At 70.3% G+C, this 26,243-nt stretch carries 24 protein-coding genes; 11 read left to right on the top strand and 13 right to left on the bottom strand.

The window, feature by feature from the left end:
• Positions 1-3 precede the first annotated feature (3 nt).
• The 4 genes from HBH26_RS04880 (at position 4) to HBH26_RS04865 (ending at position 8,928) form a co-directional block, all read left to right on the top strand.
• Entirely contained in the window at positions 4-6,456 is a 6,453-nt protein-coding gene (locus tag HBH26_RS04880) for a type I polyketide synthase (protein ID WP_168133448.1), read from the top strand.
• Positions 6,453-7,490: a glycosyltransferase gene (locus HBH26_RS04875; protein ID WP_168133447.1), complete on the top strand. Its 1,038-nt coding sequence runs from the start codon at positions 6,453-6,455 to the stop codon at positions 7,488-7,490. The genes HBH26_RS04880 and HBH26_RS04875 overlap by 4 nt, the downstream gene beginning before the upstream one ends.
• Before the next feature lie 27 nt (positions 7,491-7,517).
• Positions 7,518-8,183 (top strand): 4'-phosphopantetheinyl transferase family protein, encoded by a 666-nt coding sequence (locus HBH26_RS04870; protein ID WP_168133446.1) that lies wholly within the window; start codon positions 7,518-7,520, stop codon positions 8,181-8,183.
• Between the two features lie 499 nt (positions 8,184-8,682).
• Positions 8,683-8,928 (top strand): response regulator transcription factor, encoded by a 246-nt coding sequence (locus HBH26_RS04865; protein ID WP_239024554.1) that lies wholly within the window; start codon positions 8,683-8,685, stop codon positions 8,926-8,928.
• A gap of 40 nt (positions 8,929-8,968) precedes the next feature.
• On the opposite strand, the gene HBH26_RS04860 is transcribed toward HBH26_RS04865, so the two are convergent.
• The 8 genes from HBH26_RS04860 to HBH26_RS04825 all read right to left on the bottom strand — a co-directional run bounded on the left by HBH26_RS04860 (position 8,969) and on the right by HBH26_RS04825 (position 16,706).
• Positions 8,969-9,652, bottom strand: a complete 684-nt coding sequence (locus tag HBH26_RS04860) for a Fe2+-dependent dioxygenase (RefSeq protein WP_168133445.1) — start codon at positions 9,650-9,652, stop codon at positions 8,969-8,971.
• Positions 9,653-9,708: 56 nt separating this feature from the next.
• Entirely contained in the window at positions 9,709-12,177 is a 2,469-nt protein-coding gene (locus HBH26_RS04855) for a TonB-dependent receptor (protein ID WP_168133444.1), read from the bottom strand.
• A 60-nt stretch (positions 12,178-12,237) separates the two neighbouring features.
• Entirely contained in the window at positions 12,238-12,510 is a 273-nt protein-coding gene (locus HBH26_RS04850; RefSeq protein WP_168133443.1) for a ribbon-helix-helix domain-containing protein, read from the bottom strand.
• Complete coding sequence (cobT, locus tag HBH26_RS04845) at positions 12,507-14,330, bottom strand: cobaltochelatase subunit CobT (protein WP_168133442.1); 1,824 nt, start codon at positions 14,328-14,330, stop codon at positions 12,507-12,509. Before cobT ends, HBH26_RS04850 begins: the two co-directional genes overlap by 4 nt.
• Positions 14,320-14,652 carry a HepT-like ribonuclease domain-containing protein gene (locus HBH26_RS04840; RefSeq protein ID WP_168133441.1) on the bottom strand — a complete coding sequence of 111 codons (333 nt, stop codon included), beginning with the start codon at positions 14,650-14,652 and terminating at the stop codon, positions 14,320-14,322. Before HBH26_RS04840 ends, cobT begins: the two co-directional genes overlap by 11 nt.
• A 16-nt stretch (positions 14,653-14,668) precedes the next feature.
• Positions 14,669-14,962: a nucleotidyltransferase domain-containing protein gene (locus HBH26_RS04835; RefSeq protein ID WP_168133440.1), complete on the bottom strand. Its 294-nt coding sequence runs from the start codon at positions 14,960-14,962 to the stop codon at positions 14,669-14,671.
• A gap of 3 nt (positions 14,963-14,965) precedes the next feature.
• Positions 14,966-15,970 carry a cobaltochelatase subunit CobS gene (cobS, locus tag HBH26_RS04830; RefSeq protein WP_168133439.1) on the bottom strand — a complete coding sequence of 335 codons (1,005 nt, stop codon included), beginning with the start codon at positions 15,968-15,970 and terminating at the stop codon, positions 14,966-14,968.
• 67 nt (positions 15,971-16,037) lie between these two features.
• Positions 16,038-16,706, bottom strand: coding sequence for a winged helix-turn-helix transcriptional regulator (locus tag HBH26_RS04825; RefSeq protein WP_168133438.1), 669 nt, complete (start codon positions 16,704-16,706; stop codon positions 16,038-16,040).
• 68 nt (positions 16,707-16,774) lie between these two features.
• Between HBH26_RS04825 and HBH26_RS04820 the strand changes: the two genes are divergently transcribed.
• Genes HBH26_RS04820 through HBH26_RS04795 form a run of 6 tightly spaced genes read left to right on the top strand, consistent with a single transcriptional unit; the run spans position 16,775 to position 20,388 of the window.
• Positions 16,775-17,203, top strand: a complete 429-nt coding sequence (locus HBH26_RS04820) for a VOC family protein (protein ID WP_168133437.1) — start codon at positions 16,775-16,777, stop codon at positions 17,201-17,203.
• 26 nt (positions 17,204-17,229) lie between these two features.
• Positions 17,230-17,937 carry a glutathione S-transferase family protein gene (locus HBH26_RS04815; RefSeq protein ID WP_168133436.1) on the top strand — a complete coding sequence of 236 codons (708 nt, stop codon included), beginning with the start codon at positions 17,230-17,232 and terminating at the stop codon, positions 17,935-17,937.
• A complete protein-coding gene (locus HBH26_RS21285; RefSeq protein WP_168133435.1) occupies positions 17,934-18,653 on the top strand; it encodes a DUF1428 domain-containing protein in 720 nt (239 codons plus the stop codon). The genes HBH26_RS04815 and HBH26_RS21285 overlap by 4 nt, the downstream gene beginning before the upstream one ends.
• 16 nt (positions 18,654-18,669) lie before the next feature.
• Positions 18,670-19,455, top strand: a complete 786-nt coding sequence (locus HBH26_RS04805; RefSeq protein WP_168133434.1) for a VOC family protein — start codon at positions 18,670-18,672, stop codon at positions 19,453-19,455.
• 1 nt (position 19,456) lies between these two features.
• The gene (locus tag HBH26_RS04800; RefSeq protein ID WP_168133433.1) at positions 19,457-19,936 is read left to right on the top strand and encodes a VOC family protein; all 480 of its coding nucleotides are present in this window, start codon (positions 19,457-19,459) and stop codon (positions 19,934-19,936) included.
• The gene (locus HBH26_RS04795) at positions 19,933-20,388 is read left to right on the top strand and encodes an SRPBCC domain-containing protein (RefSeq protein ID WP_168133432.1); all 456 of its coding nucleotides are present in this window, start codon (positions 19,933-19,935) and stop codon (positions 20,386-20,388) included. Before HBH26_RS04800 ends, HBH26_RS04795 begins: the two co-directional genes overlap by 4 nt.
• A 15-nt stretch (positions 20,389-20,403) precedes the next feature.
• Here the strand turns inward: HBH26_RS04795 and HBH26_RS04790 are convergent, their stop codons facing one another.
• The 5 genes from HBH26_RS04790 to HBH26_RS04770 all read right to left on the bottom strand — a co-directional run bounded on the left by HBH26_RS04790 (position 20,404) and on the right by HBH26_RS04770 (position 24,808).
• Positions 20,404-21,009 carry a glutathione S-transferase family protein gene (locus HBH26_RS04790; protein ID WP_338057241.1) on the bottom strand — a complete coding sequence of 202 codons (606 nt, stop codon included), beginning with the start codon at positions 21,007-21,009 and terminating at the stop codon, positions 20,404-20,406.
• A 13-nt stretch (positions 21,010-21,022) separates the two neighbouring features.
• Entirely contained in the window at positions 21,023-21,853 is an 831-nt protein-coding gene (locus HBH26_RS04785) for a dienelactone hydrolase family protein (RefSeq protein ID WP_168133431.1), read from the bottom strand.
• 57 nt (positions 21,854-21,910) lie between these two features.
• Positions 21,911-22,243 (bottom strand): ATP-dependent Clp protease adapter ClpS, encoded by a 333-nt coding sequence (gene clpS / locus HBH26_RS04780; RefSeq protein WP_168133430.1) that lies wholly within the window; start codon positions 22,241-22,243, stop codon positions 21,911-21,913.
• A 132-nt stretch (positions 22,244-22,375) separates the two neighbouring features.
• Positions 22,376-23,032, bottom strand: a complete 657-nt coding sequence (locus tag HBH26_RS04775) for a phasin family protein (RefSeq protein ID WP_168133429.1) — start codon at positions 23,030-23,032, stop codon at positions 22,376-22,378.
• 84 nt (positions 23,033-23,116) lie between these two features.
• Positions 23,117-24,808: a PHA/PHB synthase family protein gene (locus tag HBH26_RS04770; RefSeq protein ID WP_168133428.1), complete on the bottom strand. Its 1,692-nt coding sequence runs from the start codon at positions 24,806-24,808 to the stop codon at positions 23,117-23,119.
• A gap of 87 nt (positions 24,809-24,895) precedes the next feature.
• On the opposite strand from HBH26_RS04770, the gene HBH26_RS04765 reads away from it, so the two are divergent.
• Positions 24,896-26,104, top strand: coding sequence for an LL-diaminopimelate aminotransferase (locus HBH26_RS04765; protein ID WP_168133427.1), 1,209 nt, complete (start codon positions 24,896-24,898; stop codon positions 26,102-26,104).
• Positions 26,105-26,243: the final 139 nt, after the last annotated feature.

Genomic DNA, 26,243 nt, shown 5'->3' with positions numbered 1-26,243 from the left:
CCGATGTTCCTCAGCCCCGACCCATTCGACGGCGGCGCCGCCGCCGAGACGGATATCGCCATCGTCGGCATGGCCGGGCGCTTCCCCGGCGCGCCCGACCTGCGCACCTACTGGCGCAACCTGCGCGAGGGCGTCGAGTCGGTGGTCGCCTTCACGCCCGAGGAACTGCTGGCCGCGGGCGTGTCCAAATCCGTCCTCGCCGATCCCGACTACGTGCGCGCGGGCGCGCCGCTCGCCGACATGGAGATGTTCGATCCCGCGCTGTTCGGCCTGAGCCCGCGCGAAGCGGCCATCATGGACCCGCAGCACCGCCATTTCCTCGAATGCGCGTGGGAGGCGATCGAGGACGCGGGCTACGACGTCGGCCGCTTCGCCGGGCCGATCGGCGTGTTCGGCGGGTCGGGACACAATGCCTATTTCGCGTCCAACCTCCTCACCAACACGGACCTCGTCCGCTCGGCAGGCCTCTTCCTCCTGCGCCATACCGGCAACGACAAGGACTTTCTGACGACCCGGGTGTCCTACCTGCTCGACCTCAAGGGACCCAGCGTCGCGGTGCAGACCGCCTGCTCCACCTCGCTGGTGGCGGTGCACATGGCGGCGCAGAGCCTGTTGTCGCAGGAGTGCGATCTGGCGCTCGCCGGTGGCGTCACGATCGAGCTGCCGCATCGCCGCGGCTACCTGCGCGAGGAAGGCGGGATCCTGTCGCCCGACGGCCACTGCCGGCCGTTCGACCGCGCCTCGCAGGGCACGGTCTTCGGCAGCGGCGTGGGCATCGTCGTCTTGCAGCGGCTGCGCGACGCGATCGAGTGCGGCAGCCACATCTACGCCGTCGTGAAGGGCACCGCGGTCAACAACGACGGATCGGGCAAGGTCGGCTATCTCGCGCCCAGCGTCGACGGACAGGCGCACGTCATCCTCGAGGCGCTGACCATGGCAGGCGCCACGCCCGACACGATCGGCTACGTCGAGGCGCACGGCACCGGCACCCCGGTGGGCGACCCGATCGAGGTGTCCGCGCTGACCCAGGCGTTCCGCCGCGGGACCGATGCGGAGGGGTTCTGTGCGATCGGGTCGGTGAAGGGCAACATCGGCCACACCGACACCGCGGCCGGCGTCGCCGGGCTCATCAAGGTGGCGCTGTCGCTGCACCACGGCGAACTGCCGCCGACGCTGCATTATCAGGCCCCCAACGAGGCGTGCGGATTCGATCACAGCCCGTTCTTCGTCGCGGACCGGTTGCGTCCCTGGCCGGCCACGGCGGGCGGGGGCCCGCGCCGCGCCGGCGTCAGCTCGCTGGGCGTGGGCGGGACCAACGCCCATGTCGTCCTCCAGGAGGCGCCGCCGCGCCGCCGCACGGTCCCCGCCGCCGGGCCGCACCTGCTGGTGCTGTCGGCAGCGAGCGAGACCGCGCTGGCGGCCAACGCGCAGGCGCTGGCGGCGCATCTCGCCGCCGAACCCGCGCTGCCGCTCGGCGACGTCGCCTACACGCTGCAGGTCGGGCGCCGCCCGCTCCCCTTCCGCCGCACGCTGGTGGCGGCGGACGCCGAGGAAGCCATCGCCGCGCTGTCGGGTACGGCACCCGAGCGCGCGTTCGCCGGTCGCGCTTCCGCCGCCCGCACGGTCGCCTTCCTGTTCGCGGGCGGGGGCGCCCAGCATCCCGGCATGGGCCGCGACCTGTACGAGGCCGAGCCGGCCTACCGCGAGGCGCTGGACCGCTGCCTGGCGATCCTGCGCGACCGCTGCGACCTCGACATAAGCGCTGCGATCCATCCGCGCGCGGGCGACGAGGAAGCCGCCGCGGCCGCGCTGGAGCGTCCGTCCATCGGTCTGCCCGCGCTGTTCGCCGCGCAATATGCGCAGGCCAGCCTGTGGCGCGCCTGGGGCGTGGTGCCCAGCGGCATGATCGGCCACAGCATGGGCGAATATGTCGCGGCGCACCTCGCCGGCGTCTTCGACCTCGCCGACGCGCTCCGCCTGGTCCACCTGCGCGGACAGCTGTTCGAGAGCATGCCGCCCGGCGCGATGCTGAGCGTGCCCATGTCCGCCGACGAACTGTCGCCGCTGATCCACGCCGACCTGTCGGTGGCCGCGATCAACGGCGTGCGGTCCACCGTCGTGTCCGGCCCGCACGACGCGATCGCGGCGCTGCGGCGCGAGCTGGAGGCGATGGAAACCCCCACCGCCCTGCTGCGCATCGCGGTGGCGGCGCATTCGGCCATGCTCGACCCCATACTTGCCCCGTTCGGCGCGTTCCTGTCGACCATCGCGTTCCGCGCGCCCACCATCCCCTTCGTCTCCAGCCTGACCGGCACCTGGATCACGCCCGCGCAGGCGCAGGACCCCGCCTATTGGGTGCGCCACCTGCGCGAGCCGGTGGCGTTCCACGCCGGGCTCGCGCAATTGCTGAAGGACGGCGAGCGCGACCTGCTGGAGGTCGGCCCCGGGCGCGTGCTGACCGGGCTGGCGCGGCAACATCCCGATCGCGGCGCCGCGCAGTCGGTGTTCACCTCCTCCCGCCATCCCGACGACGGCGGCTCGGACAAGGCGCACATGTTGGACGCCCTGGGCCGGCTGTGGGCGGTGGGCGCGCCGGTGTCGTTTGGCTTCCTGCAGGACGACCGCGGCGGCGCGCGCGTGCCGCTCCCCACCTATCGCTTCGACCACCAGCGTTACTGGATCGAGCCGGGCAGCGGCGCGCAGGACGCGATCGAGGCGCGTGCCGATCCGCTCGCGCGGCGGCCCGCCATCACCGATTGGCTGCATCGCCCGACCTGGCGGCAGACGCCCGACCAACCCGCGGAGGCGTGCGACAAGCGACTGCTGCTGTTCGCGGACGATGCCGGCGTGGCGGACGCGATGGCGGAGGCGAGGCGCGCGGACGGCGGCGACGCCATCCGCGTGCGCCGCGGGCGCGCCTATCGCCGGATCGGACCCGACGAGTTCGCGATCGATCCGACGGCACCCGACCAATATGCGCGGCTGCTCGCCGCACTGGCGGCGGAAGGACGCGTGCCGCAGCATGTCTGCCATGCCTGGTCGGTCGATCCCGCCGCCCGTCGCGGCGATCCGCTGCGCGAGGCGGACCGCGCGCAGCGCGACGGCTTCGCCAGCCTGCTGTTCCTGGCTCAGGCGATCGGGCGGGAGGACCTGTCGGACCCGATCGACCTCGTCGTGCTGTCCACCGACCTCCAGCGCGTCTGCGGCGAGGCACAGGTGGTGGCGGCGAAGGCGACGCTGCTCGGCCCGTGCCGCGTCATTCCGCGCGAATATCCCACGGTCCGCGCCCGCAGCGTCGACGTCGTGCTGCCGCCCGCCGGCTCGCCGCAGCGCTCCCGGCTGGTGCGGGCGGTACTGGCGGAGTTCGACGCCGCCGACCGCGACGAGGCCGTCGCGCTGCGCAACGGCGCGCGCTGGGTCCAGCGGATCGAGCGGCTCGATGCTCCGCTCGCGAGGGGCAGCACCGCGCTGCGGCAGAACGGCTGCTACCTCGTCACCGGCGGACTGGGCGGGCTGGCGCTCGACCTGGCGCGGCACCTGGCGGAGACCGGGCAGGCGCGGATCGCGCTGGTGACGCGGCGCAAGCTGCCGCCGCGTGCGCAGTGGCTGGCGATCCTGGCGGGCGATGCGGACGCGCGCACCTGCGACCGGATCCGCCGCATCCTGGCGATCGAGAAGGCCGGCGGCACGGTCCTGATCCTGGAGGCCGACGTGACCGATCCGGTGGCGATGCGGCGCGCCGTGAAGGCGACCCGGCGTCGGTTCGGCCCGATCCACGGCGTGTTCCACACCGCCGGCGTGCTGGCCGACGGCGTCATCCAGACCAAGGACGCCGCCGCCGCCGCCGCCACGCTGGCGCCCAAGGTGCGCGGGACGCTGGTGCTGCACGGAGCGCTCGCCGGCGAGCGGCCCGACTTCACGATGCTGTTCGCCTCCGTCAGCGCGATGCTGGGCGCCGCGGGGCAGGTGGACTATGCCGCGGCCAACGCGTTCCTCGACGCGTGGGCGCAGGGCTGCGACGACGGTGCGATGGGCCATGTCGTGGCGGTGGACTGGAGCCAGTGGCGCGAGATCGGCATGGCCGCCGCGCTGGCGAAGGCCGCTGCCGGCCTGCCGGACGACGCCGGGCGCCGAGTGGCGCACCCGCTGCTCGATCGTTGCCTGCACGAGGAGCCCGGCGCGCGCACCTACGCGACCGCCTTCGCCCCGGCGCGCCATTGGCTGCTGGACGAGCATCGCACGGCGGGTGGCGGCGCGCTGATCCCCGGTACGGGCTTCCTCGAGATCGCGCGTGCCGCCGCGGCGGACGCCGGGATGTCGGGACCGGTGGAATTGTCCGACGTGCTGTTCCTCGCCCCGTTCGAGGTCGACGACGGCGAGGAGCGGGTGCTGACCGCCGAACTGCGACGCGAGGAGGGCGGCGATGCGTGGTGTTTCGCGCTGGCCAGCGCGGGCGCCGATGCGGGTGCGACGACGGTGCACGTGCGCGGCACGATCCGGCCGGTACCCGGCGATGACGAATGCGCCGCGCCGCTGTCGATCCCGGCGATTCGTGCACGCTGCGGCCGTCGATCGGGCACGCCCGACGCCGGTCCGCACATGCAATTCGGTCCGCGCTGGGCGAGCGTCGGCGGGATCGACCACGGCGAGGGAGAGGCGCTGATCGAGCTCGACCCGCCCGCCGCCGTGGCGAAGGATCCCGCGGCGCTCGCGATCCACCCCGCCTTGTTCGACATGGCCACCGCTGGCGCGCAGGCGCTGATGCCGGGCTTCAGCCCCGCCGACGACTTCTTCGTTCCCGCCTCCTACGGCCGGGTCGTCCTGTTCGGCGCGATCGCCGGGCCGATGTTCAGCCACGTCCGCCTGCGCGGCGACGCCGGCGACCGCGACGTGGCGGTCTACGACGTCATCGTCACCGATCGCGACGGCCGCGTGCTTGCGCAGGTCCACGACTTCACCATGGTCCGGCTGCGCGACCGGGCGCTGCTGACCCGGTCGGGCCGGCCCAGGGCCAGGGCAGGGGGAGCGGTGGCGCGCGGCTACGCCGCCGGCATCGCTCCGGCCGAGGGAATGGCGGTGGTGGACCTCCTGCTCGACGCCGGCCTCGGCCCGCAGGTGATCGTATCGCCACAGGATTTCGCGGTGGTGCTGGCCGAGGCGCGCGCGCCGGTCGTACGGGCAGGCGCCCGGCGTGCGGCGATCACGGACGGCGACACGGACGCGGGCGCCATGACGGCCGCGGAACGCACCGTCGCACAGCTGTTCGAGGAATTGCTGGGCATCGACGGTGTCGGTCGGAACGACGATTTCTTCGACCTGGGTGGACACTCGCTTGTCGCGGTGCAGTTCGTGAACAAGCTGCGCAAGCGGACCGGCACCTCGCTTCCCGCCACGGCGCTGGTCGCCGATCCTACGGTGGCGGCGATCGCGGCGCTGCTCGATCCGCAGGACGACGACGGCGCCGGCGCGGACCTTCCCGCGCCCGTGCCCGGCGCTTCCTGCGCCCAGGCGGGCGGGGCGGCGGTCCTCATCACGCCCGGAAAGGCGCGGACCCCGCTGTTCCTCGTCCACGACGGCCTCGGCGAGATCCTGCTGTACCGCACGCTCGCGACGCGCTTCGCCGCCAGTCGCCCGGTCTACGGCCTGGCGCCGGCGCGGCGCGCCGACGGCGGCCTGATCGACGTCGCCATCCCCGCCATGGCCGCCGCGCACCTGGCGAAGATGCGGCGGGTGCAGCCGAACGGGCCGTATCTGGTGGCGGGGCTGTGCGCGGGCGGGGTGATCGCGGTGGAGATCGCGCGCCAGCTGGAGGAGGCCGGCGACCACGCCGCCTTCGTCGGCATCATCGACGCCGCGGACGTGGCCGCGCGCGAGCGCCCCTTCTTCGTCGCGCGCGCGCGGTGGCGGCGCTTCGTCGCGGCGGCGTCGGGCGGCGACGGGGCCGCGATCCGCCGGCTGGCGGGCAAGGTAGGCGGCCTGATCGCTTATGAGCGTCGCCGCCGCGCGGAGGAGCGGACGGCACGTCGCGGCGTGGCGGCGCTGCTGAGCACGCCGGCGCGGGCCGAGCCGGCGACGCAGGCGGACGCGGCCGCCATGCCCTTCCTGGACGTGTACAAGGTCGCGCATCGCACGCATCGACCGCGGGGCATGCTGCGACACGGTGTCGCGATCCTCTATCGGGCGAGCGCGGGCAGCGGCGCCGCCGACGACATGCCCTTCTTCGAGCAGTTCGAGGACGAGGCGCTCGGCTGGAACCGGCGGGTCGAGCGCGGCGTGGCGGTGGTCGTCGTCGGCGGCGGCCATGTGACGGCCTTGCAGGAGCCGCACGTCGACGCCCTCGCACGCGCGATGCGCGAGGCCATCGATCGTGTCGACCACGGTCCCGAAATTGCGACCCCGCCGCCGACGTCGTGCGGGCATGCGGTCGCGGCGCCATGCGTGGAGGTGGCGGCGTGACCGGACACCCCTCGCCGATGCTGGTCGTCATCGTCAACTATCGCACCGGGAAACTGGTGATCGACTGTCTGCAGAGCCTGTCGGACGAGGTCGCCGCCGGGGAGGATCTGCACGTAACCGTCGTCGACAACGCGTCGCCCGATGGATCCGGCGAGGAGATCGCGCGCGCGATCGTGGCGCGCGGCTGGTCGGGTTGGGCGAGCGTGCGGCGCGCGCCCGTGAACGGCGGGTTCGCCTATGGCAACAACCTGGCGCTGCGCGAGTGGCTGGACGCCACCGCCGGCCGGCCGGGACAACTCGCCTGGCTGCTCAATCCCGACACGGTCGTCCACCCCGGCGCCTGCGTCGCGATCCGCGCCTTCTTCGCGCAGCATCCCGACGCCGGGGTGATCGGCACCGCGATCGACGACGATCGCGGCGCGCGGTGGCCCTACGCCTTCCGCTTTCCCTCCATCTGGGCGGAGATCGAGAGCGCGATCCGCCTGGGCTGGCTCAGCCGCCGGCTGACGCACCGCGCCGTGCTGCACCGGATGGACGAGCAGCCCCGCCGCGTCGACTGGGTGTCGGGCGCGAGCGCCATCGTCCGCCGGGAGGTGTTCGACGGCGCCGGGCTGCTGGACGAAGGCTATTTCCTCTACTTCGAGGAAACGGATTTCTTCCGCGCGGTCGCCCGGCTCGGCTGGCCGTGCTGGTACGTGCCGCAGGCCCGGGTCGTCCATATCGCGGGACAGAGCACCGGGGTGACGGCGAGCGACGCCGCCGGGCGGCGGGTGCCGGCGTATTGGTTCGCTTCCCGCCGACGCTACTACGTCAAGAACCACGGCCGCATCTTCGCGATCGTGGCGGATGCCATCGCGATCCTCGGCCTGTGTCAGTGGCGGCTGCGCTGCGCGGTGCGCGGCAAGGCGCATGGCGGGGCGCCGCACTTCCTGCGCGACCTCATCCGACAGTCCGCGCTGTTCCATCGCGATATCACCGCGAACGACCGGCTGCACGCGGCCCCGCCCGGCCCGGCCCGGGTGCGCCCCGCCTGACCGCCCCCGCCACCGGCCCCATCCGACATGACGATCGCCCGCTGCGACACCGACGCGCCGGTCGCGCTGTGGATCGTCGACCTGGCGGACATTGCCCCCGCCGGGGCTGTCGCCACCCTGTCATCCGCCGAGCTGGCGAGAGCGGCCCGCTTCCGTGCGGAAGCCGACCGGCGGCGCTACATGGCGGCGCACGCGGCGCTGCGACGGTTGATCGCCGACGCAGTCGCCGCCTCGCCCTCGCGCCTGGACTTCATCGCCGATGCGCGGGGAAAGCCGCGCGTGAGCGGGTATCGCGAGATCCACTTCAGCCTGAGTTACGCCGTCGACCGCGCCGTCGTCGGTCTGTCCACGGCCGGCGCCATCGGCGTCGACATGGAAGCGTGCCGCCCCATCGCGGACGCCGACGAGCTCGCCCGGCTGCACTTCAGCGCGTCCGAGACGGCTGCGCTCGACCGCGTTTCGCCGGCGGACCGGAGCCGCGCGTTTCTTCGTGGCTGGACGCGGAAGGAAGCGTGCCTGAAGGCGATCGGCACCGGATTGTCGCTTCCCGCGGCCAGCTTCACCTGCGCGATCGATCACGACCGCCGCCGCGTGACGATCCAAGACGTGGGCGTGCCGCGGACCGTGGAGGTGGCGAGCGTCGCGTTGCCGGCGGCGGACACGCTGCTGGCATGGGCGCTGGTCCGCGAGTGAAGAACATCCGGTGCAGCAATGCTCGAATTGCGCGGCGGATACGCCGATCGAAGACGGCACCCATGTAAATAACAAGTGTTGCTACCTCACGCGATCGATTCGCGAGTATTTACAATCGACACATCCCATTTAGGGTCGGATACGCCCCGACCGGTCTCGTCCGCCCTCCGTGCATATTGTATAGAAACGACAATCCTGGCATTTGCACTTCACGAGCCTTCGACACGGCCGCTGCATCATCCTAACAAACGTGTAAATTTCGGCGCGAAAATAACACAGGTTGGAAAGGTTCCCTGTTTAACCTTGCGGTGTTGCTGGACAATTTTTTGATCCACGGGTAATTCTCTTACATATCGATGGTCAGTCCGAATGGGCATTCGCGATCCGGCCGTCGTCGTAGAGGGTCGCACATCCGCTGCCGCCTCGGACGCCGAGAAGGCGCCGGCAGGCAATCATACGCCGCATGGGGAAAGATGCGGCGTCACGCGAACGGGGGTACATGATGTCCTACGCTACGACGGTTGCCATCTCTCACCTGACATCGAGAGAATCCGAGGTTCTCCGCCTGGTCGCCAACGGGCGATCGGCCAAGGAGGTCGCCCTCGAACTCAGCATCGCACCCTGTACCGTCGAGCGGCACATCGAGAACGTGCGCCTGAAGACACGCACGCGCAATCGCGCGCACATGATCGCGGTCGTCCTGCAGGACGGGTGGCTCGCCTCCGCGCCGGTGGCGGTGGGCTGATCGTCGGCGGATCGCGTCGGTCGCGGCTGCGCGCGGAGCGTCAGGTGTCGGCCCAGCGCCGCAGCAGGTTGTGGTACACGCCGGTCAGCTGGATCACCGCGGCATCGCCCTGCCCGCGGTCGGCGGCCACCGCCTGGACCCCGCGATCGAGGTCGAACAGCAGGCGGCGGGCGCCGTCGTCTCGCACCATCGACTGGATCCAGAAGAAGCTCGCCACCCGCGCGCCGCGCGTCACCGGTTCGACGCGGTGCAGGCTGGAGGCGGGATAGAGCACCAGGTGGCCGGCCGGCAGCTTCACCCGATGCTCGCCGAACTGATCCTCGATCACCAGCTCGCCGCCATCGTAATCTTCGGGCGCGGCGAGGAAGAGCGTCGCCGACAGGTCGCTGCGGATGCGGAAGTCGGTACCGCGCCGGATCCGCACGGCATTGTCGACGTGCATCCCGAACGCCTGCCCGCCCGCGTAGCGGTTGAACAGCGGCGGAAAGACCTTCAGCGGCAGGGCCGCCGCGACGAACAGGGGCGTGCGGCCCAGCGCGTCGAGCACCAGCGCCCCCGCTGCCCGCGCCGCCTCGCCGTCCTCGGGCAATTGCTCGTTGCGCTTGGCGAGCGCGGATTGCGCGCCGGAGGTGACGTTGCCGTCGACCCACGCCGCCGGATCGATGACGCCCCGCACGCGCGCCACCGCCGCGGCGTCCAGCACGTCGGGAATGGCGATCAGCATGGCATGGCCTTCATCCGTCTCCTCCCCGCCGGGACGGGCGGGGAGAAGTAGCGCGGTCAGAAGTTGTAGAACAGGCTCAACACCGCCTGGCGGCGATCGCCCGGCGTCGCCCAGCCGGTCGCGTTGCGGATGCCCGTGAAATACCTCTCGTCGGTGAAGTTCTGCACATTCACCTGCGCGGTCAGGCCGTTCGGGAAACTGTATGCCAGATAGGCACGGTGGATCAGGAACTCGCCGGCACGCTCCTGCCCTGCCGTCAGCGTGGCGGCGTTGAGGGCGAAGTCGTTCTGGTAGGTAAGGCCGTAGCCCACCTCGAGCCCGAACGGCAGCTTGTACGTGGTGAACAGGCTGCCCGAATGCTCCGGCGTCTGCAGCAGTGCGGTGCCGCGCTGGGGATCGGGAACGGCGACCGAATTGCCGCAGGGATTGTTGGTCGCCGTTCCGTTGCCCGGCGCGGCGAGGCAGCGATCGGACACCGACTGGAGCACCGTGCCGTCGAGGTAGGTGTAATTGGCAAAGATCGTCCAGGCCGGTGTGACGTTGCCGGACAGGCCCAACGCGATGCCGTCCACTCGGCTGCGCCCGTCCAGCACCTGCGTCGCGGTCGGCAGCGCAGGATCGTTCGAATTGACGCGGAAATTGGTGCGCTCGTTGCGGAACACCGCGGCGGTCACTTCCAGCCGGCGGCCGAACAGCCCCGCCTTGATCCCCGCCTCGTAATTGCGCGCGGTTTCCGGGGCCACCTGGCACGGATCGAAGCTGACGTTCTGCCCGCCGACCACTGCGCTGCTCGCCGCGCCGCAGCCCAGCCGCACCGTGGCCGAGGAGGGCGTCTTCGCATTGCCGTAGCCGGCGTAGATGCTGACGTCCTGCACCGGATGGAACACCGCGCCGACGCGATAGGAGAACAGTTTCTCGCGGCTGACCTGCGGCGCCTGCGCCGCGGCGGTCAGCTGCGTGCTGCCCGGCGGCACGATCTGCAACGGCAGCGCGCGGAAACGCGCCTCCTGAAATTCCCAGCGGACGCCGCCGTTCAGCTCGAAGAAGCGGCCGAGTTCCAGCGTGTCGAAGGCATAGACGGCGATGTTGCGCGTCTCCGACGTGGATTGCGCAGTCACGGTGCGGTTCACCGGCCCGGTCCACATGGTGTTCGGATTGGCGATCTCGATCGGCGGTGCGATCAGCGCCTGGCCGGCGGCGTTGCGCAGCAGCGAGGCGGTGGTGATGGCGTAATCCTCCACCTGCACCTGCACGCCGACGTTGGCGACGTTGCGTGTCCCCCCGCGCTCGCCCGTCTCCAGCCGGAGGTCGGTCTGATTGGCCAGCAGCTGGTTCTCCTGCTCGCGCACCAGCCCGCGCGGGCCGTTGGGCTGGAAGAAGCCGCGCGCGACCGGGATCGTCACCGAATTGGTGCCGGGGCGATAGACGCCGCCAAGGTCGACGACGTTGCTGAACACCGCCTCACAGGCGCCCCCCGTTGGGGTGCGCCCGGTTGCAGCCAGGCAGTAGGTGCCCTGCGGCGCGCTGGTGACGGTATTCTGCCCGACGCGCTGCCACCGCGTGAGATTGCGGACCGACAGCTGCTCGTTCACCTCGTGCCGGAAGGTGGCGGTCAGGCGGTCGACCGTGGTATCCTGGCGGTCGAGGTTGCGGATGCCAAAATAGTCGCTGCGGTCGACGCCCGGCAGCTCGCCGTCGTAGAGCGCGTTGACGTAGAAGGGCACGCCATAGGCGGGCGTGTTGCGGTCCTCCTGATGGACATAGGCGATGGTCAGGCTGGTCGGCCCCGCCATGCCGATCGTCACCGCGGGCGCGATGCCCCAACGCTCGAACTTCTCCACGTCGCGGCCGGGCACGTCGTTGTGGTGATAGGCGCCGTTCAGGCGCACCGCGACCAGGTCGGACACGCGCACGTTCGAATCGATCGCGCCGCGATAGTATCGATCGGTGCCGACCGCGCCCTGCGCGATCGTCAGCGTCTCCGGCGTGGGCACCTTGCTGACCAGGTTGATCGTGCCGCCGACGCTGCCCGATCCGTTGAAGACCGAGTTGGCGCCGTTGTAGACTTCGATCTGCTGAAGATTGAACGGATCGGTGCGGCTGTATTGCGCGGAGTCGCGGATGCCGTCGACGGTGATGTCGTTGTTCGCCGAATAGCCGCGCAGGTTGATCGAATCGCCGTAGCCGCCGCCGCCCTCGCCCGCGCCGAAGGTGATGCCGGGGATCGTCTGCAATGCGTCGCGCAGCGTCTGCAGGTTCTGCTTGCGCAGCGTCTGGTCGCTGATGACGGTGACGGTCTGCGGCGTGTCGAGCAGCGGCGCGGTGGCCTTGGGGCTCTCCAGCTCGGCGGTCGGCTGCTCGCGCTTGCCGTTGACGATCACGTCGTCGCGCTCCGCCACGCGATCCTGCGGCGCGCCGGCGCGAGCCGCCGTGGCCGCGTCGGCGGCCGCCGCCGCATGGGCGGGCACGGAGGCGATGAACCCGACGCAGGATAGCGCCAGGAAGCTGGACGTGGTGGACGACATGACAGCGAATCCCCTTTTCCCTTGGGGCTCCGCTATTGCGACCCACTCGCAGTGTCAATGCTATTGCGAGCGACTTGCATCATTGTCGCGCGACTGTGCCAGCAACCATGTGCGCAGCGCGCTCGCGAGATTGGGCGGATCGTCGGCGACGATGCGCAGCGCGTCGACGGCCGCGACCAGCGCGGACAGGGGAAGGCTGCGCGCGCGCGCCGCTTCCTCCAGCCTGGTCCAGAACAGCGGTTCCAGGCTGATCGACGTCGGGTGCCCGGCGATGGTGATGGAACGCTTCACCGGACCGACGAAGCCGCCCGGCGGCGGGTCTAGCCCGGTCACTCGGCGTCGAACAGCGCCGCCAGCTGCTCGATCATCGTGCCGCCCAGCTGCTCGGCATCCATGATCGTCACCGCGCGCGCATAGTAGCGGGTCACGTCGTGGCCGATGCCGATCGCCACCAGTTCGACGGTGGAGCGCTTCTCGATCCAGTCGATCACCTGCCGCAGGTGACGCTCGAGATACGAGCCCGAGTTCACGCTGAGTGTCGAATCGTCCACCGGCGCGCCGTCGGAGATGACCATCAGGATGCGCCGCTCCTCCGGCCGCGCCATCATCCGCGCGTGCGCCCACAACAGCGCCTCGCCGTCGATATTCTCCTTCAGCAGGCCCTCGCGCATCATCAGGCCCAGGTTCGCGCGCGCGCGCCGCCACGGTTCGTCGGCCTTCTTGTAGACGATGTGGCGCACGTCGTTGAGGCGTCCGGGCTGCGGCGGGCGGCCCGCCGCGAGCCACGCCTCGCGGCTCTGCCCGCCCTTCCACGCGCGCGTGGTGAAGCCCAGGATCTCCGTCTTCACGCCGCACCGCTCCAGCGTGCGCGCCAGGATGTCAGCGCTGATCGCCGCGATCGAGATCGGGCGACCGCGCATGGAGCCGGAATTGTCGATCAGCAGCGTGACGATCGTGTCGCGGAACTCGGTGTCGCGCTCCACCTTGTAGCTCAGCGACTGGCCCGGCGAGACGACGACGCGCGCCAGCCGGGCGGCGTCCAGCAGCCCTTCCTCCTGATCGAAGTCCCACGACCGGTTCTGCTGCGCCATCAATCGCCGCTGGAGCCGGTTGGCGAGCTTCGACACCGCGGATTGCAGGTGGACCAGCTGCTGGTCGAGATAGCCGCGCAGCCGCACCAGCTCGTCGGCATCGCACAGGTCGGTCGCGGCGACGATCTCGTCGAACTGCGTCGACCAGATGCGATAGTCGAACTGCGCGTTCAGGTCCGTGGGCGGGCGATTGGGACGCACCGGCTGCATCCCCTCCTCGCCGTCGTCGCCCGGTTCGCCGTCGACATCGTCGAAGTCGTCGCTCTCGACCTCCTGTCCCTCGCCGTCCTGCTCCTCGGCGTCGCGCTCCTGCCCACGCGCCTCGACTTGCGCCTCGCCCTCCCCGCCCTCGCTCTCGCCTTCCTCGTTCTCGCCCTCGTCGCCGCCTTCCTCGCCCTGCTCCTCGCCCTCGCTGTCCTCGCCATCGTCGGGCAGCTGCTCGCCCTCGACCAGCTGGAGGTCCTCCAGCAGCTTGCGCGTCAGCGACTGGAACGCGCGCTGGTCGTCGATCGCCAATTCCAGCGCGGCGAGGTCGGTACGACCGGCGATCCACTCGCGCACCATCGCCAGCCCGCCCTCCGCCGCCGTCGGAGGCGCGACGCCGGTCAGCGCCTCGCGCACCAGCAGCGACAGGGCGGTGGACAGCGGCACCTCGTCGCGCGTGCGGGCGCGCGTGATCGGGTCGGAGCGCAGCCGCACGTCGAGCGCGCTGGCGAGGTTCTCGCCGATCCCGGCGTAGCCGCGGCTGCCCAGCGCCTCCACCCGCGCGAATTCCACCGCGTCGAAGACGGCGCGCGCCGTCGCGTCCGCCGGCGCGGCGCGCGCGTGCAGCGCGGCGTCGTGGAGGCGCAGCCGCAGCGCGAACTGGTCGGCGAACCCGCGCGCCTCCGCCACCTGTTCCGCCGGCAGTGCGCGCGCGGGCATCGGCACCTTCAGGTGCTTGCCCGACTGCGTCGGCGCGTCCGCGGTGAAGGCGAGCTCCACCTCCGGCTCGTCAGCGAGTGCACGGGCGGCGCCGCCGAGAACGGCCTTGAAGCGGTCGAGGGGGGTGTCAGTCGCCATCAGTCATGTCGCTCTCGAGCGCGATCTCCGCCGCGGTGCCCAATGCCGGCACCTCGATGCGAGCGATGTCGAAGACGATCGCACGATCAAGGTCGCCATACTCGTGCCGCAATCTGTTGCCCAATCCGCGCATCTTGCTGAACGGCACGATATCACTCAAGTGATCGGCATCGGCCGGATCGATCTGGATCGTAGCCTCCGTGATCCTCTGCAACAATCGCTCAACGGCAAACAGCGTGCGCTCGCTGGCGAGGAAACCGTCCAGGGTCATCCCGTCCAGAAAGATACCGATGCGACGCGTATCCTCCACGATGTCAAGCATACGCTCTCGCGTGCGCTCAGAAAACATCGACGCGATCCCGCTCAATCGCAGCGAGCAGTCGCGGCCGGCGGCCAGGATCCGACACTAGGTCGACGGGTACGCCGAGCAGCTTGCCAACCCGTTCATCGAGGTCGAAATAGTCCCATCCCAGCCGCATGTCGGCACGAAGGGTGATCGCCAGATCCAGATCGGACGCGGGCGTCGCCTCATCGCGAGCGGTCGAGCCGAAAATGGCCACGTGCTCGATCCCCATCGCGTAGAGCTGTTCGCGATGGGTCCGCAGCTTGGCCAGAGCTTCGGCCCGCGTCACCGCTCAAGCTTTCGCCACCACGCTCTCCGGCAGATCCTTGCCGAAGACGCGCTGGTAATATTCCGCCACCAGCGCGCGCTCCGCCTCGTCGCACTTGTTGAGGAACGACAGACGGAAGGCGAAGCCCACGTCCTTGAAGATCAGCGCGTTCTGCGCCCAGGTAATGACGGTACGCGGGCTCATGACCGTGGAGATGTCGCCGTTGACGAAGCCCTTGCGCGTCAGGTCGGCAACGCGGACCATGTTCTCTACCGTCTTCTTGCCCTCGGGCTTGTCGTATTCGCCCGACTTGGCGAGCACGATGTTCGCCTCCGTCGAGGCCGGCAGATAGTTCAGCGTGACCACCACGTTCCAGCGGTCCATCTGGCCCTGGTTGATCTGCTGCGTGCCGTGGTACAGCCCGCTGGTGTCGCCCAGGCCCACGGTGTTCGCCGTGGCGAACAGGCGGAAGTGCGGGTTGGGGCGGATCACGCGGTTCTGGTCGAGCAGCGTCAGCTTGCCCTCCGTCTCCAGCACACGCTGGATCACGAACATCACGTCGGGCCGCCCGGCGTCGTACTCGTCGAACACCAGGGCGGTCGGCGTCTGCAACGCCCAGGGGAGCAGCCCCTCGCGGAACTCCGTCACCTGCTGCCCGTCGCGCAGCACGATCGCGTCGCGCCCGACGAGGTCGATGCGGCTGATATGCGCGTCCAGGTTGATGCGGATGCACGGCCATTTCAGCCGCGCCGCCACCTGCTCGATATGCGTCGACTTGCCGGTGCCGTGATAGCCCTGCACCATCACGCGACGGTTGTGCGCGAAGCCCGCCAGCACCGCCAGCGTCGTATCGGGATCGAAGACGTAGGCGGGGTCGAGATCGGGCACGCGCTCGTCCGCCTCGCTGAAGGCCGGGCATTCCATGTCGACGTCGATCCCGAACAGGTCGCGCACGCTGACCATCCGGTCGGGCGCGTCGAGGATCGTCGTTTCCCGGCTGTCGGGCAGGGTGTTCGGAATGTCGGTCATGCGAAAGCCTTTCGCTCCCGCCTTAGGCATTAAGTCGGGCGCTGTTCAAGCGGCGCCAACGCGCGGCTCAGGCGATCTTCTCCGGCAACCGGAACAGATCGACGAAACGCTGCGCGGCGGCGAGGTCGCCGGTCACCGTCGCGCCGCCCTCCCCGCCGAACGGCATCTTGCCGTAGACGGTCACGCGCAGCGCCATCGTGTCGCCCTCGAAGGTGGCGTCCACCGCCGCCGCCTCCCCGCGGCGGACGGACAGGCGGCCGTCGTCCACGTCGACGACGAAGCCGTCGCCGGGGAAGCGGCACCCGACCGTGAGCCGGACGCCGCGCGCACGCTCGCGGTCCATCAGCGCGTCGAACGACATCATCATCGACGCCGGCGACATGAACAGCAGCGGATCGTGCCGCGGCGAGCGCGCCGCCCAGCGGCCGAGATCGCGGATCAGCGGCGCCGCGTCTCGGCCCCAGTCGGTCAGGTCGTAGACCTGCACGTTGGCGGGAGAGGGCAGCCGCCGGCGAACGAGGATGCCCGCCGCCTCCAGGCTCTCCAGCCGCTGCGTCAGCACATTGGCGCTGATGCCGGGCAGGTTGGCGCGGATCTCGCCGAAGCGCCGCGGGCCGTAGACCAGTTCTCGCATGACGAGCAGCGACCAGCGCTCGCCGACGAACTCCAGCGCCAGCGCGGTGCCGCACGCGTCGTCGTACCAGCGGCGCTCTTTCGTTACCTTTTCTAACTTCATCGTTGCTTTTAATAACCGAAGAAGGCACCAACGGCAAGGCGGCGAGTCGCCGGGAGGGAGAGCGTGCCATGCCGAAGATGATCTTCGTGAATCTGCCGGTGGCGGACGTCGCCCGGTCCACCGCCTTCTACGAGGCGATCGGGTTCGAGAAGAACGAGATGTTCTCCAACGAGCGCGGGTCGGGCATGGTCTGGTCGGACACGATCAACGTGATGCTGCTGGAGCACGGCTTCTACGCCACCTTCACGCCGAAGCGGATCGTCGACCCGGCGACGGAGACGCAGGCGCTGTTCGCGCTGTCGTTGGACAGCCGCGCCGCAGTGGACGCCATCACCGAGGCGGCGATCGCCGCGGGCGGACGCGAGGCGCACGGGGCGGAGGACCACGGCTACATGTACAGCCGCGCCTTCGAGGATCCGGACGGCCACGGCTGGGGTCCGTTCTTCATGGACATGGCGGCGGCGGAGCAGGCGTTCGCCGCGCCCGCACAAGCCTGAGACGAGACAGAGAGAGGAGAGGAACGATGAAGCCGATCATCACCGCCTTCGACTGGGTGCCCGATTTCGCTCGCGGCCAGGTGCGCGACCTGCGCGTGCGCTGGGCGCTCGAGGAAGTGGGGCAGCCCTACGACGTGCTCTACCTGTCGCAGGGCGAGCAGAAGGGCGCGCCGCATCGCGGACGCCAGCCGTTCGGCCAGGTGCCGACCTACGAGGAGGGCGACCTCGTCCTCTTCGAATCGGGCGCGATCGTGCTGCACGTCGCCGATACGCACGACGGCCTGCTGCCCGAAACGCGGGACGGGCGCGCCCGCGCGATCGAGTGGGTGTTCGCCGCGCTGAACACGGTCGAGCCGCCGATCATGGATCACGCCATCGCCACCCTGTTCGAGCGCGCGGAACCGTGGTCCAAGCCGCGCCTGCCCGCGGTCGAGCAGCGCATTCACGGGCGGCTGGACGAATTGTCGAACCGGCTGGGCAGCAAATCCTGGCTGGAGGGCGACACCTTCACCGCGGGCGACCTGATGATGGTGTCGGTTCTGCGGATCGTCGCCGGCGACGGCTTTCTCGACCGCTACGACAATCTCGCCGCCTATGTCGCGCGCGGCGAGGCGCGACCTGCCTTCGCGCGGGCGCTGGCGGACCAGCTGGCGGGCTTCACCGGCGCACCGCCGCCAGGCTTCGACGAGTGGCTGAAGGCACAGGGCCTGGCCGGCGAGGGAGAGATCGCATGACCTATGTCGAGGGATTCGTCACCGCCGTGCCGACGCAGAACCGGGATCGCTACGTCGCCCACGCGCGCGAGGCCGCGGCGCTGGTGAAGGAGTTCGGCGCCGCGCGCTTCGTGGAGACATGGGGCGACGACGTGCCGCGCGGCACGGTCAACGACCTGTGGTCCGCGGTACAGGCGAAGGACGGCGAGACCGTGCTGTTCAGCTGGTTCGAATATCCCGACAAGGCGGCGCGCGACGCCGCCAACGCGCAAATGATGGCGGATCCGCGGATGGAGGCGATGGGCGCCGACATGCCGTTCGACGGCAGCCGCATGATCTACGCCGGCTTCGACGTCATCAACGAGGCGGGACCCGGTGGCGACTTCGGCTATCTCGACGGCGTCGTCGTGCCCGCCGCGACCGACGCGAAGGCGGCGTATCTCGCCTTCAGCCGCAGCTCGGCCGAGGCATTCGTCGAGCATGGCGCCACCCGCGTCGTCGATGCCTGGGGTGACGACGTGCCCGACGGCAAGGTCACCGACTACAAGCGCGCCACGCACCTGAAGGAGGGCGAGAGCGTCGCCTTCGGCTGGATCGAGTGGCCGTCCAAGGCGGTGCGCGACGCCGCTTGGGAGAAGCTGATGGCCGACGACCGGCTCGCCGGATCGCCCGACGAACGCGGCATGGACGGCAAGCGCATGATGTTCGGCGGCTTCACGCCGCTGCTGTTGCTGTGAACGGAGGGTGGAACAGATGACGGAGAAGCAGGGACACCCGGTCTGGTTCGAGCTCCACACGCCGGATGCGGCGGCTTCGGGCGACTTCTATGCCGCCCTCGCCGGCTGGCAGGTGGCGCCCTCGCCCATGGCGGAGCACGGCGGCTACCTGATCGCCAGCACGCCCGAGGGCGTCGACGTCGCCGGGCTGATGACGCCGCCGCCGCAGGCTCCGGCCGCCGTCGGCTGGTCCGTCTATCTCGGCGTGGAGGACGTGGACGACGCGGCGCGGCGTATCAGCGGGCTTGGCGGATCGATCGCGTTCGGCCCGGCCGACATCCCCCATGTCGGCCGCTTCGCGGTGGCGCACGATCCGCAGGGCGTCGCCTTCACGATCATGCGCGGCACCGGCGCGGAGCCGTCGCGAGCGTTCGAACAGACGGCGCAGGCGATGGGGCACGGCGTGTGGATCGAACTGGCCACGCCCGATCCCGACGCCGCCTTCGCCTTTTACGGCGCGCTGTTCGGATGGGAAAAGGCGGGGGCGATGCCGATGGGAGACATGGGCGAGTACGCCTTCATCGGCAAGGGACAGGATTTTCGTCCCGGCGCGATCATGTCCAGCGCACTGACGGGCGCGCCAGCGCGGTGGAACTGGTACGTCAACGTGCCCGACATCGACGCCGCCATCCTCACGGCACAGGCGAGGGGCGGCGCGCTGGTCCAGGGGCCGGACCCGATCCCGGGCGGCGACCATTCCGCCAACATCACCGACCCGCACGGCCATCAGGTCGGGCTGGTGGGCCCGCGCAAGGAGAAGTGAGATGGGCGCGCGATTCCGTACCTGCCTCTGGTTCGACCACGGCGAGGCCCGCAAGGCGGCCGAGTTCTACACGGCGACCTTTCCCGACAGCCATGTCGACGGTGCCTATGCCGCGCCGACCGACTTTCCCGCCGGCAGCGCGGGCGACGAGCTGGTGGTGGATTTCACCCTGCTCGGGCAGCGCTTCATGGGGCTGAACGGCGGTCCCGATACGAAGCCCAGCCAGGCGGTGTCGTTCATGGTGGAGACCGCGGACCAGGCCGAGACCGACCGCTACTGGGACGCGATCCTCGGCAACGGCGGCGCGGCGCAGGCGTGCGGCTGGTGCACCGATCGCTGGGGCTATTCGTGGCAGATCACGCCGCGTGTCCTGAACGATGCGATGGCGAGCGGCGATGCGGGCGTGCGCCGGCGCGCCTTCGCGGCGATGATGACGATGGTGAAGATCGACGTCGCCGCCATCGAGGAGGCGATCCGGTGAGCCACGAGCTGAAGCTGGAGCGCGTCATCGATGCGCCCGTCGCCGCGGTGTGGCGCGCGTGGAGCGAGCATGGCGAGGAATGGCTGTGCCCGCGGCCCTGGCGCGCCGAGATCGTGACCCAGGAGCTGCGCCCCGGCGGCCGGAGCGAGATGGTGTTCCGCGGCCCGGATGGCGAGGAGCAGCCGCTGTCGGGCATCTACCTGGAGGTCGTGCCCGAGCGTCTGGTGGTCGCCACCGACGCCGTCACCGCCGACTGGCATCCCGCCGGTCCCTTCATGGTGCGGATCGACCGGTTCGAGGACCTGGGCGACGGGCGCACCCGATATGAGGCAATCGCGCGCCACTGGACCGAGGCGGCGCGCGCCGGGCACGAGGCCATGGGGTTCGAGGCGGGCTGGGGCGCCTCCGCGGACCAGCTGGCGGAGGTGGCGAGGCGGCTGGCGGCGGAGTAGCGCGCCGCTCCCGCGTCACGCCGCCGGCATCAACGCGTCGTCGATCTCCCGCGCGCGCACCCAGGCGGGGCGGTTCCACAGCCGGGCAAGATAGTCGGTGAAGGCGGGGCGCTTATCCAGCATGCCGAACTGCGTGAACCATCCCACCGCGCTGCCGACGTAGACGTCCGCCGCGGTGAAGCGGTCGCCGGCCACGTACGGCGCGCGCGACACGGCGTGCTCCAGCGTGTCCACCGCCTCGGCGAAGCTGCCGTAGCCGACCATGCCGCGCTTGGCGGCGGGCACCTCCGCGCCCAGCGCCTTGTCCATCATCGCCGCCTCCAGCGGCCCCGCGGTGAAGAACATCCAGCGCAGGTAGGGCGCGCGCTCCGCCGCGGTCGGCGCCAGTCCGGCGGCGGGAAACGCCTCCGCGCAATAGGCGCAGATCGCCGCCGCCTCGCTGACGACATGGCCGTCGTGCTCGATCGTCGGCACCTTGCCCAGCGGGTTGGCGGCCAGCAGCGCGGTGGGCTTGTCGGTCCAGTCGACCAGCACCGTCTCGTACGGCTCGCCCGTCTCCTCCAGCATCCAGCGCGCGATGCGGCCGCGCGACATGGGATTGGTGTAGAAGGTCAATGCCACGCCGGCCTCCTCCCTACAGCGTCTTCAGCAGCGCCAGCTGCCGCGCCCAGGCGCGCTCCGCCTGGTCCTTGTCGTAGGCGGGGCTGTCCGGCGGGCACCAGCCGTGGTTGGCGGGGTACACCTCGATCTCCGCCGGCAGGTTCGCCGCGGTGAAGGCGGCGCGCAGCGCGTCCTTGTCGCCGGGCGCGCGCGCATCGTCGTTCTGCGCGATCGCGATCAGTGCGCGTCCCTTCAGCCGGGGAATCAGCCGGACCGGACTGGTCGGCGCCTCGCCCACCATCCCCGCGCCGTGGAACGAGGCGATGGCGCGCACCCGCGCGGGCAGCGCGGCGGCGGTGAGGAAGGTCATCGGCCCGCCCATGCAATAGCCGGTCGAGGCCATCGGCCGCCCGGCATCGACCTCCTTGCGCGCGTCCAGCCAACGCGCGAAGGCGAGCGCGTCGCGCGTCGTCGCCTCGGGCGTGATCGCCTTGCGCCACTCCATCGCCTTCGCCCGCGCGTCGGGCAGCGCGGTGAAGGGCGTCTTCGTCGATCGGTGGAACTGGTTCACGGCCAGCACGGCATAGCCCGATTCGGCCAGTCGCACCGCCATTCCCTCGAACGCCGGGCGCAGCCCCATGATGTCGGGCCACACCAACACCGCGGGGTGCCGCCCGGTCGTCGGCGCGGCAAAATAGGCCTGCGCCGGGCCGTCGGGCGTCTCGATCGTCACGGCCCGCCCGGCGGCGGGGCGGGCATCCGCGGGGCTGGGCAGCAGCGCCGCCATGCTGCCCACGCTGGCGCCCAGCGCGAACTGGCGTCGGGACAGCCGGACATTGTCGGCGTCGGTGTCGGCATCGCACATGAGCCTCTCCTTCGGCAGAAAGACTATCGCGCGTGGCGGCGCCGCGGCAAGATCAGATCACGCCTTCTCCAGCGTGCATTGCAGCGGGTGCTGGTTCTGCCGGGCGAAGTCCATCACCTGCCCCACCTTCGTCTCCGCCACCTCGTAGGAGAAGACACCGCACACGCCCACGCCCTTCTGGTGGACGTGCAGCATCACCCGCGTCGCCTCCTCCACGCTCATGCGGAAGAAACGCTGGAGGCACAGGACGACGAACTCCATCGGCGTGTAGTCGTCGTTCAGCATCAGCACGCGATAGGGAGTCGGCTTCTTCGTCTTCGACCGCGTGCGCGTGGCGATGCCGACGCCGGTGCCGCCGTTATCCGCGCCGTCGTCCTCGGGACCGGCCATCGAAGGGAGTCGTCGTTGCATGGACACGGCGCGGGATATGGCAAGCGAGGGCGGGAGGGCAAGACGCGGCGCGCACGAAAAAGGGGCGGCCGCACCGCGGCGACCGCCCCCCGTCCGTCGTCGGGCGCCGTGTTACGCGGCGACCTTCACCTTTTCCGCGGCCAGCGCCATGCGGTTCTGCAGCGGCTTGGCGACCTCGCCTGCCAGCTTCAGCGACGCCTCGGTCGAGCGCGACGTCTCGGCGACGAGGGCGTCGAACGCGCCGCGCAGATAGTCGGCCTGCAGCTTCATCAGCTCGGTCGGCGACTTGACCTGCGCCATCGCCTTCAGCGTCTCCGACGTGGTGTCGAACGACCGCTTCGCGAAGGCGGCGGCGTCCTGGCCCAGCGTCTCGAAGCCCTTGGCGGCGATGCGCGCCGACTCGGCCAGCGCCTCGACGTTGCCCTTCTGGAACTCGGCATAGTCCTCGAGATGGACCTTGCCCTTCTCGAACGCGGACTTCGCCTGCTCGCCGAACTTGGCGACGTTCGCCTGGGCGGAGGCCTGGACGTTCTCGGCCGCGTTGCGGATGGTCTCGTTCATCGGTGTTTCCTCGACTGCGATAGGTGCCGGCGACACGGCGGGCTCGACCACGGCGACCGGCGCTGCGTCAGCGGGTGCCGCGGGGGCCGGTATCGTCGCGACCGGCTCGATGACGGAGGCGTCGGGCGACGACGCCGCGACCACCGGCTTGGCGACGCGCGGCTTGGACGCGGCGGGCGAGCGCTTGCGATCGATCGGCTGGGCCATATCCTGCTCCTCCTTGTTGCACTGCACAATAGTGGCACCTGCAACCGAATGCAAGGCTGAATTGTGCAGTGCAGCAAGAGGCGGTCAGCGTTCCCGCACGTAGCGGCCGGGCGCATCGTCCAGCGCCGGCAGGTTGCCGCCGCCCGGCTGCCGCGCACCGGTGGCCGGGCGCTCGTCCGCACCGTGACCGCGCAGCCACGCGATCCAGTCGGGCCACCAGCTGCCCTTGGTCTCCGTCGCGCCGGCGACGAACTCGTCCAGCGACGCGGCCTCGCCGTCGTTGGTCCAGTATTGATACTTGCGCGCGGCGGGCGGGTTCACCACGCCCGCGATATGGCCCGACCCAGCCAGCACGAAGCGCAACGGCCCGCGGAAATGATGCGTCAGCTTCCACACGCTCTCCGCGGGGGCGATATGGTCCTCTCGCCCCGCCTGGACGTAGCTGGGCGTCGCCACCCGGGTCAGATCCAGCGGCACTCCCGCCACCGACATCGCGCCCGGCTGCACCAGCCGGTTGTCGCGGTAGAGATCGGTCAGGTAGGACAGGTGCCACCTGGCCGGCAGATTGGTGGTGTCGCCGTTCCAGTGCAGCAGGTCGAATGCGCTGTAATCCTTGCCGAGTAGGTAATTGTTCGTGACGTAGTTCCAGATCAGGTCGCGCCCGCGCAGCAGGTTGAACGTCGCGGCCATGTAGCGCCCGTCGAGGAACCCCTGCGGACTGAGCGTGCGGATCAGCGCCAGCTGCTCGTCGTCGACGAAGTGCGTCAGGTCGCCCGCCCGCGCGAAATCGACCTGCGCGGTGAAGAAGGTGGCGCTGGCGACCTTGTCCGCCTCGCCGCGCGCCGCCAGCAGCGCCAGCGTCGCGGCCAGCGTGGTGCCCGCGACGCAATAGCCGATGGCGTGGACGCCCGGCACGTCCAGCAGCGCCCGGATCGTGTCCACCGCGTCCACCTGCGCCGCGACGTAATCGTCCCACGCCACGTCCACCATGGACGCGTCGGCGGACTTCCAGCTGACCATGAACACGCTCAGCCCCTGGTCCACGGCCCAGCGGATGAAGCTCTTCTCCGGCGTGAGATCGAGGATGTAGAAGCGGTTGATCCACGGCGGGAAGATCACCAGCGGCGTCGCGAGCACCGTGTCCGTGGTCGGCGCATAGTGGATCAGCTCGTACAGCGGCGTCCGCTTCACCACCTTGCCCGGCGTCGTCGCCAGGTTGCGGCCCACCTCGAACGCGGTCGGATCGGTATGGGTCAGCTGGCCCTTGCCGATATCGGCGAGCAGCTTCTGCATGCCGTCGATCAGGTTCTGCCCGCGCGTCTCGATCGTCTTCTCGATCACCTCGGGATTGGTGAAGGCGAAGTTCGACGGGCTGGCGGCGTCGACGAAGCCCCTGGCGGCGAAGCGCAGCTGGTCGCGGGTCTTCTCGTCCACGCCCTCCAGCCGGTCGACGCCGCGCAGCAGGTGCTCGGCCATCAGCGCGTAGCTCTGCCGGATCCAGGCGAAATAGGGATTGTCGCGCCACTGCGGCGCGGCGAAGCGGCGGTCCTTCTCCGGCGCGTCGGCCGGTGCGACGGCGGGCTTGGTCATGCGCTCGAACAGGGCGAGCTGATCCGACCAGAAATCACGCACCTGGCGCGCCAGCGGGTTCGCGTCGGCGGGCAGCGCGTCGAAGCCGGCCTCCAGCATCATCTGCTGCGTGCGGCCCATCAGCCAGGTCCAGTGCTGGAGCTCCTCCAGCGTCGGCGGCGTCGGGGGCGGCGGCTGGTCGGTCATGCGGCGTCCTCTCGCGCGGGTGCATAGCGCGGGTTCCGTGCCCACGCCATGTTGGTTAAGGATGGCAGCGAAAGCGAGGTTCCGCCCGTGTCCGACGATTTCTACCGCATCAAGCGCCTGCCGCCCTACGTCATCGCCGAGGTGAACGCGATGCGGGCGCAGGCGCGCAGCGGGGGCGAGGACATCATCGACCTGGGCATGGGCAATCCCGACCTGCCGCCGCCCGACCACGTCATCGAGAAGCTGGTCGAAGTGGTGCGCAAGCCCGACGCGCACGGGTATTCGCAGTCGCGCGGCATCCCCGGCCTTCGCCGCGCGCAGGCCCAATATTACGGCCGCCGCTTTGGCGTCGACGTCGATCCGGAGACCGAGGTCGTCGTGACGATGGGATCGAAGGAGGGGCTGGCCAGCCTCGCCACCGCGATCACCGCGCCGGGGGACGTCGTGCTGGCGCCGAACCCCAGCTACCCGATCCACACCTTCGGCTTCATCATCGCCGGCGCCACGATCCGCGCGGTGCCGACGACGCCGGACGAGCGATACTGGGAGTCGCTGGACCGCGCGATCGCCTTCACCGTGCCGCGCCCGTCGATCCTGGTCGTCAACTATCCGTCGAACCCGACCGCGGAGACGGTGGACCTCGCCTTCTACGAGCGGCTGGTCGCCTGGGCGAAGGAGCACAAGGTGTGGATCCTGTCCGATCTCGCCTATTCCGAGCTGTATTTTGACGGCAAGCCGACCGTCTCCATCCTGCAGGTGCCGGGCGCCAAGGACGTGGCGATCGAGTTCACCTCGCTGTCCAAGACCTACTCGATGGCCGGCTGGCGCATGGGGTTCGCCGTGGGCAATGCGAAGCTGATCGCGGCGATGACGCGGGTGAAATCCTACCTCGACTACGGCGCCTTCACGCCGATCCAGGCCGCGGCGTGCGCGGCACTGAACGGCCCGCAGGACATCGTCGAGAAGAACCGCCAGCTGTACCACAAGCGCCGCGACGTGCTGGTCGAGAGCTTCGCGCGCGCGGGGTGGGACATCCCCTCGCCGCCCGCCTCGATGTTCGCCTGGGCGCCGCTGCCGCCGGCGTTGCAGCACCTGGGGTCGCTGGAATTCTCCAAGCAGTTGCTGACCCACGCCAAGGTCGCGGTGGCGCCGGGCGTCGGCTACGGCGAGAACGGCGAGGGCTTCGTCCGCATCGCGATGGTCGAGAACGAACAGCGGCTGCGCCAGGCGGCCCGCAACGTGAAGCGATACCTGCAATCGATGGGCGTCAACGTGCCGGGCAAGGCCGCGGGCTGAGCCTGCCGCACGGCGCGAACGTTGAGAGTGTTGAGGCGATACGCATGTATCGCCGATGAGACGGAGCGGGTCGTATGCCGGTGGGGCGTGCGACCCGTTTCTTTTGGCGCGTGAGGGACGTGTAGGACAGCGTCGCATG

This window comes from Sphingomonas corticis, assembly GCF_012035195.1.
In the GTDB taxonomy this organism is placed as follows: Bacteria; Pseudomonadota; Alphaproteobacteria; order Sphingomonadales; family Sphingomonadaceae; genus Sphingomonas; species Sphingomonas corticis.
Note: the sequence above shows the minus strand (reverse complement) of the source record. Positions and strands in the feature narration are given on the sequence as shown.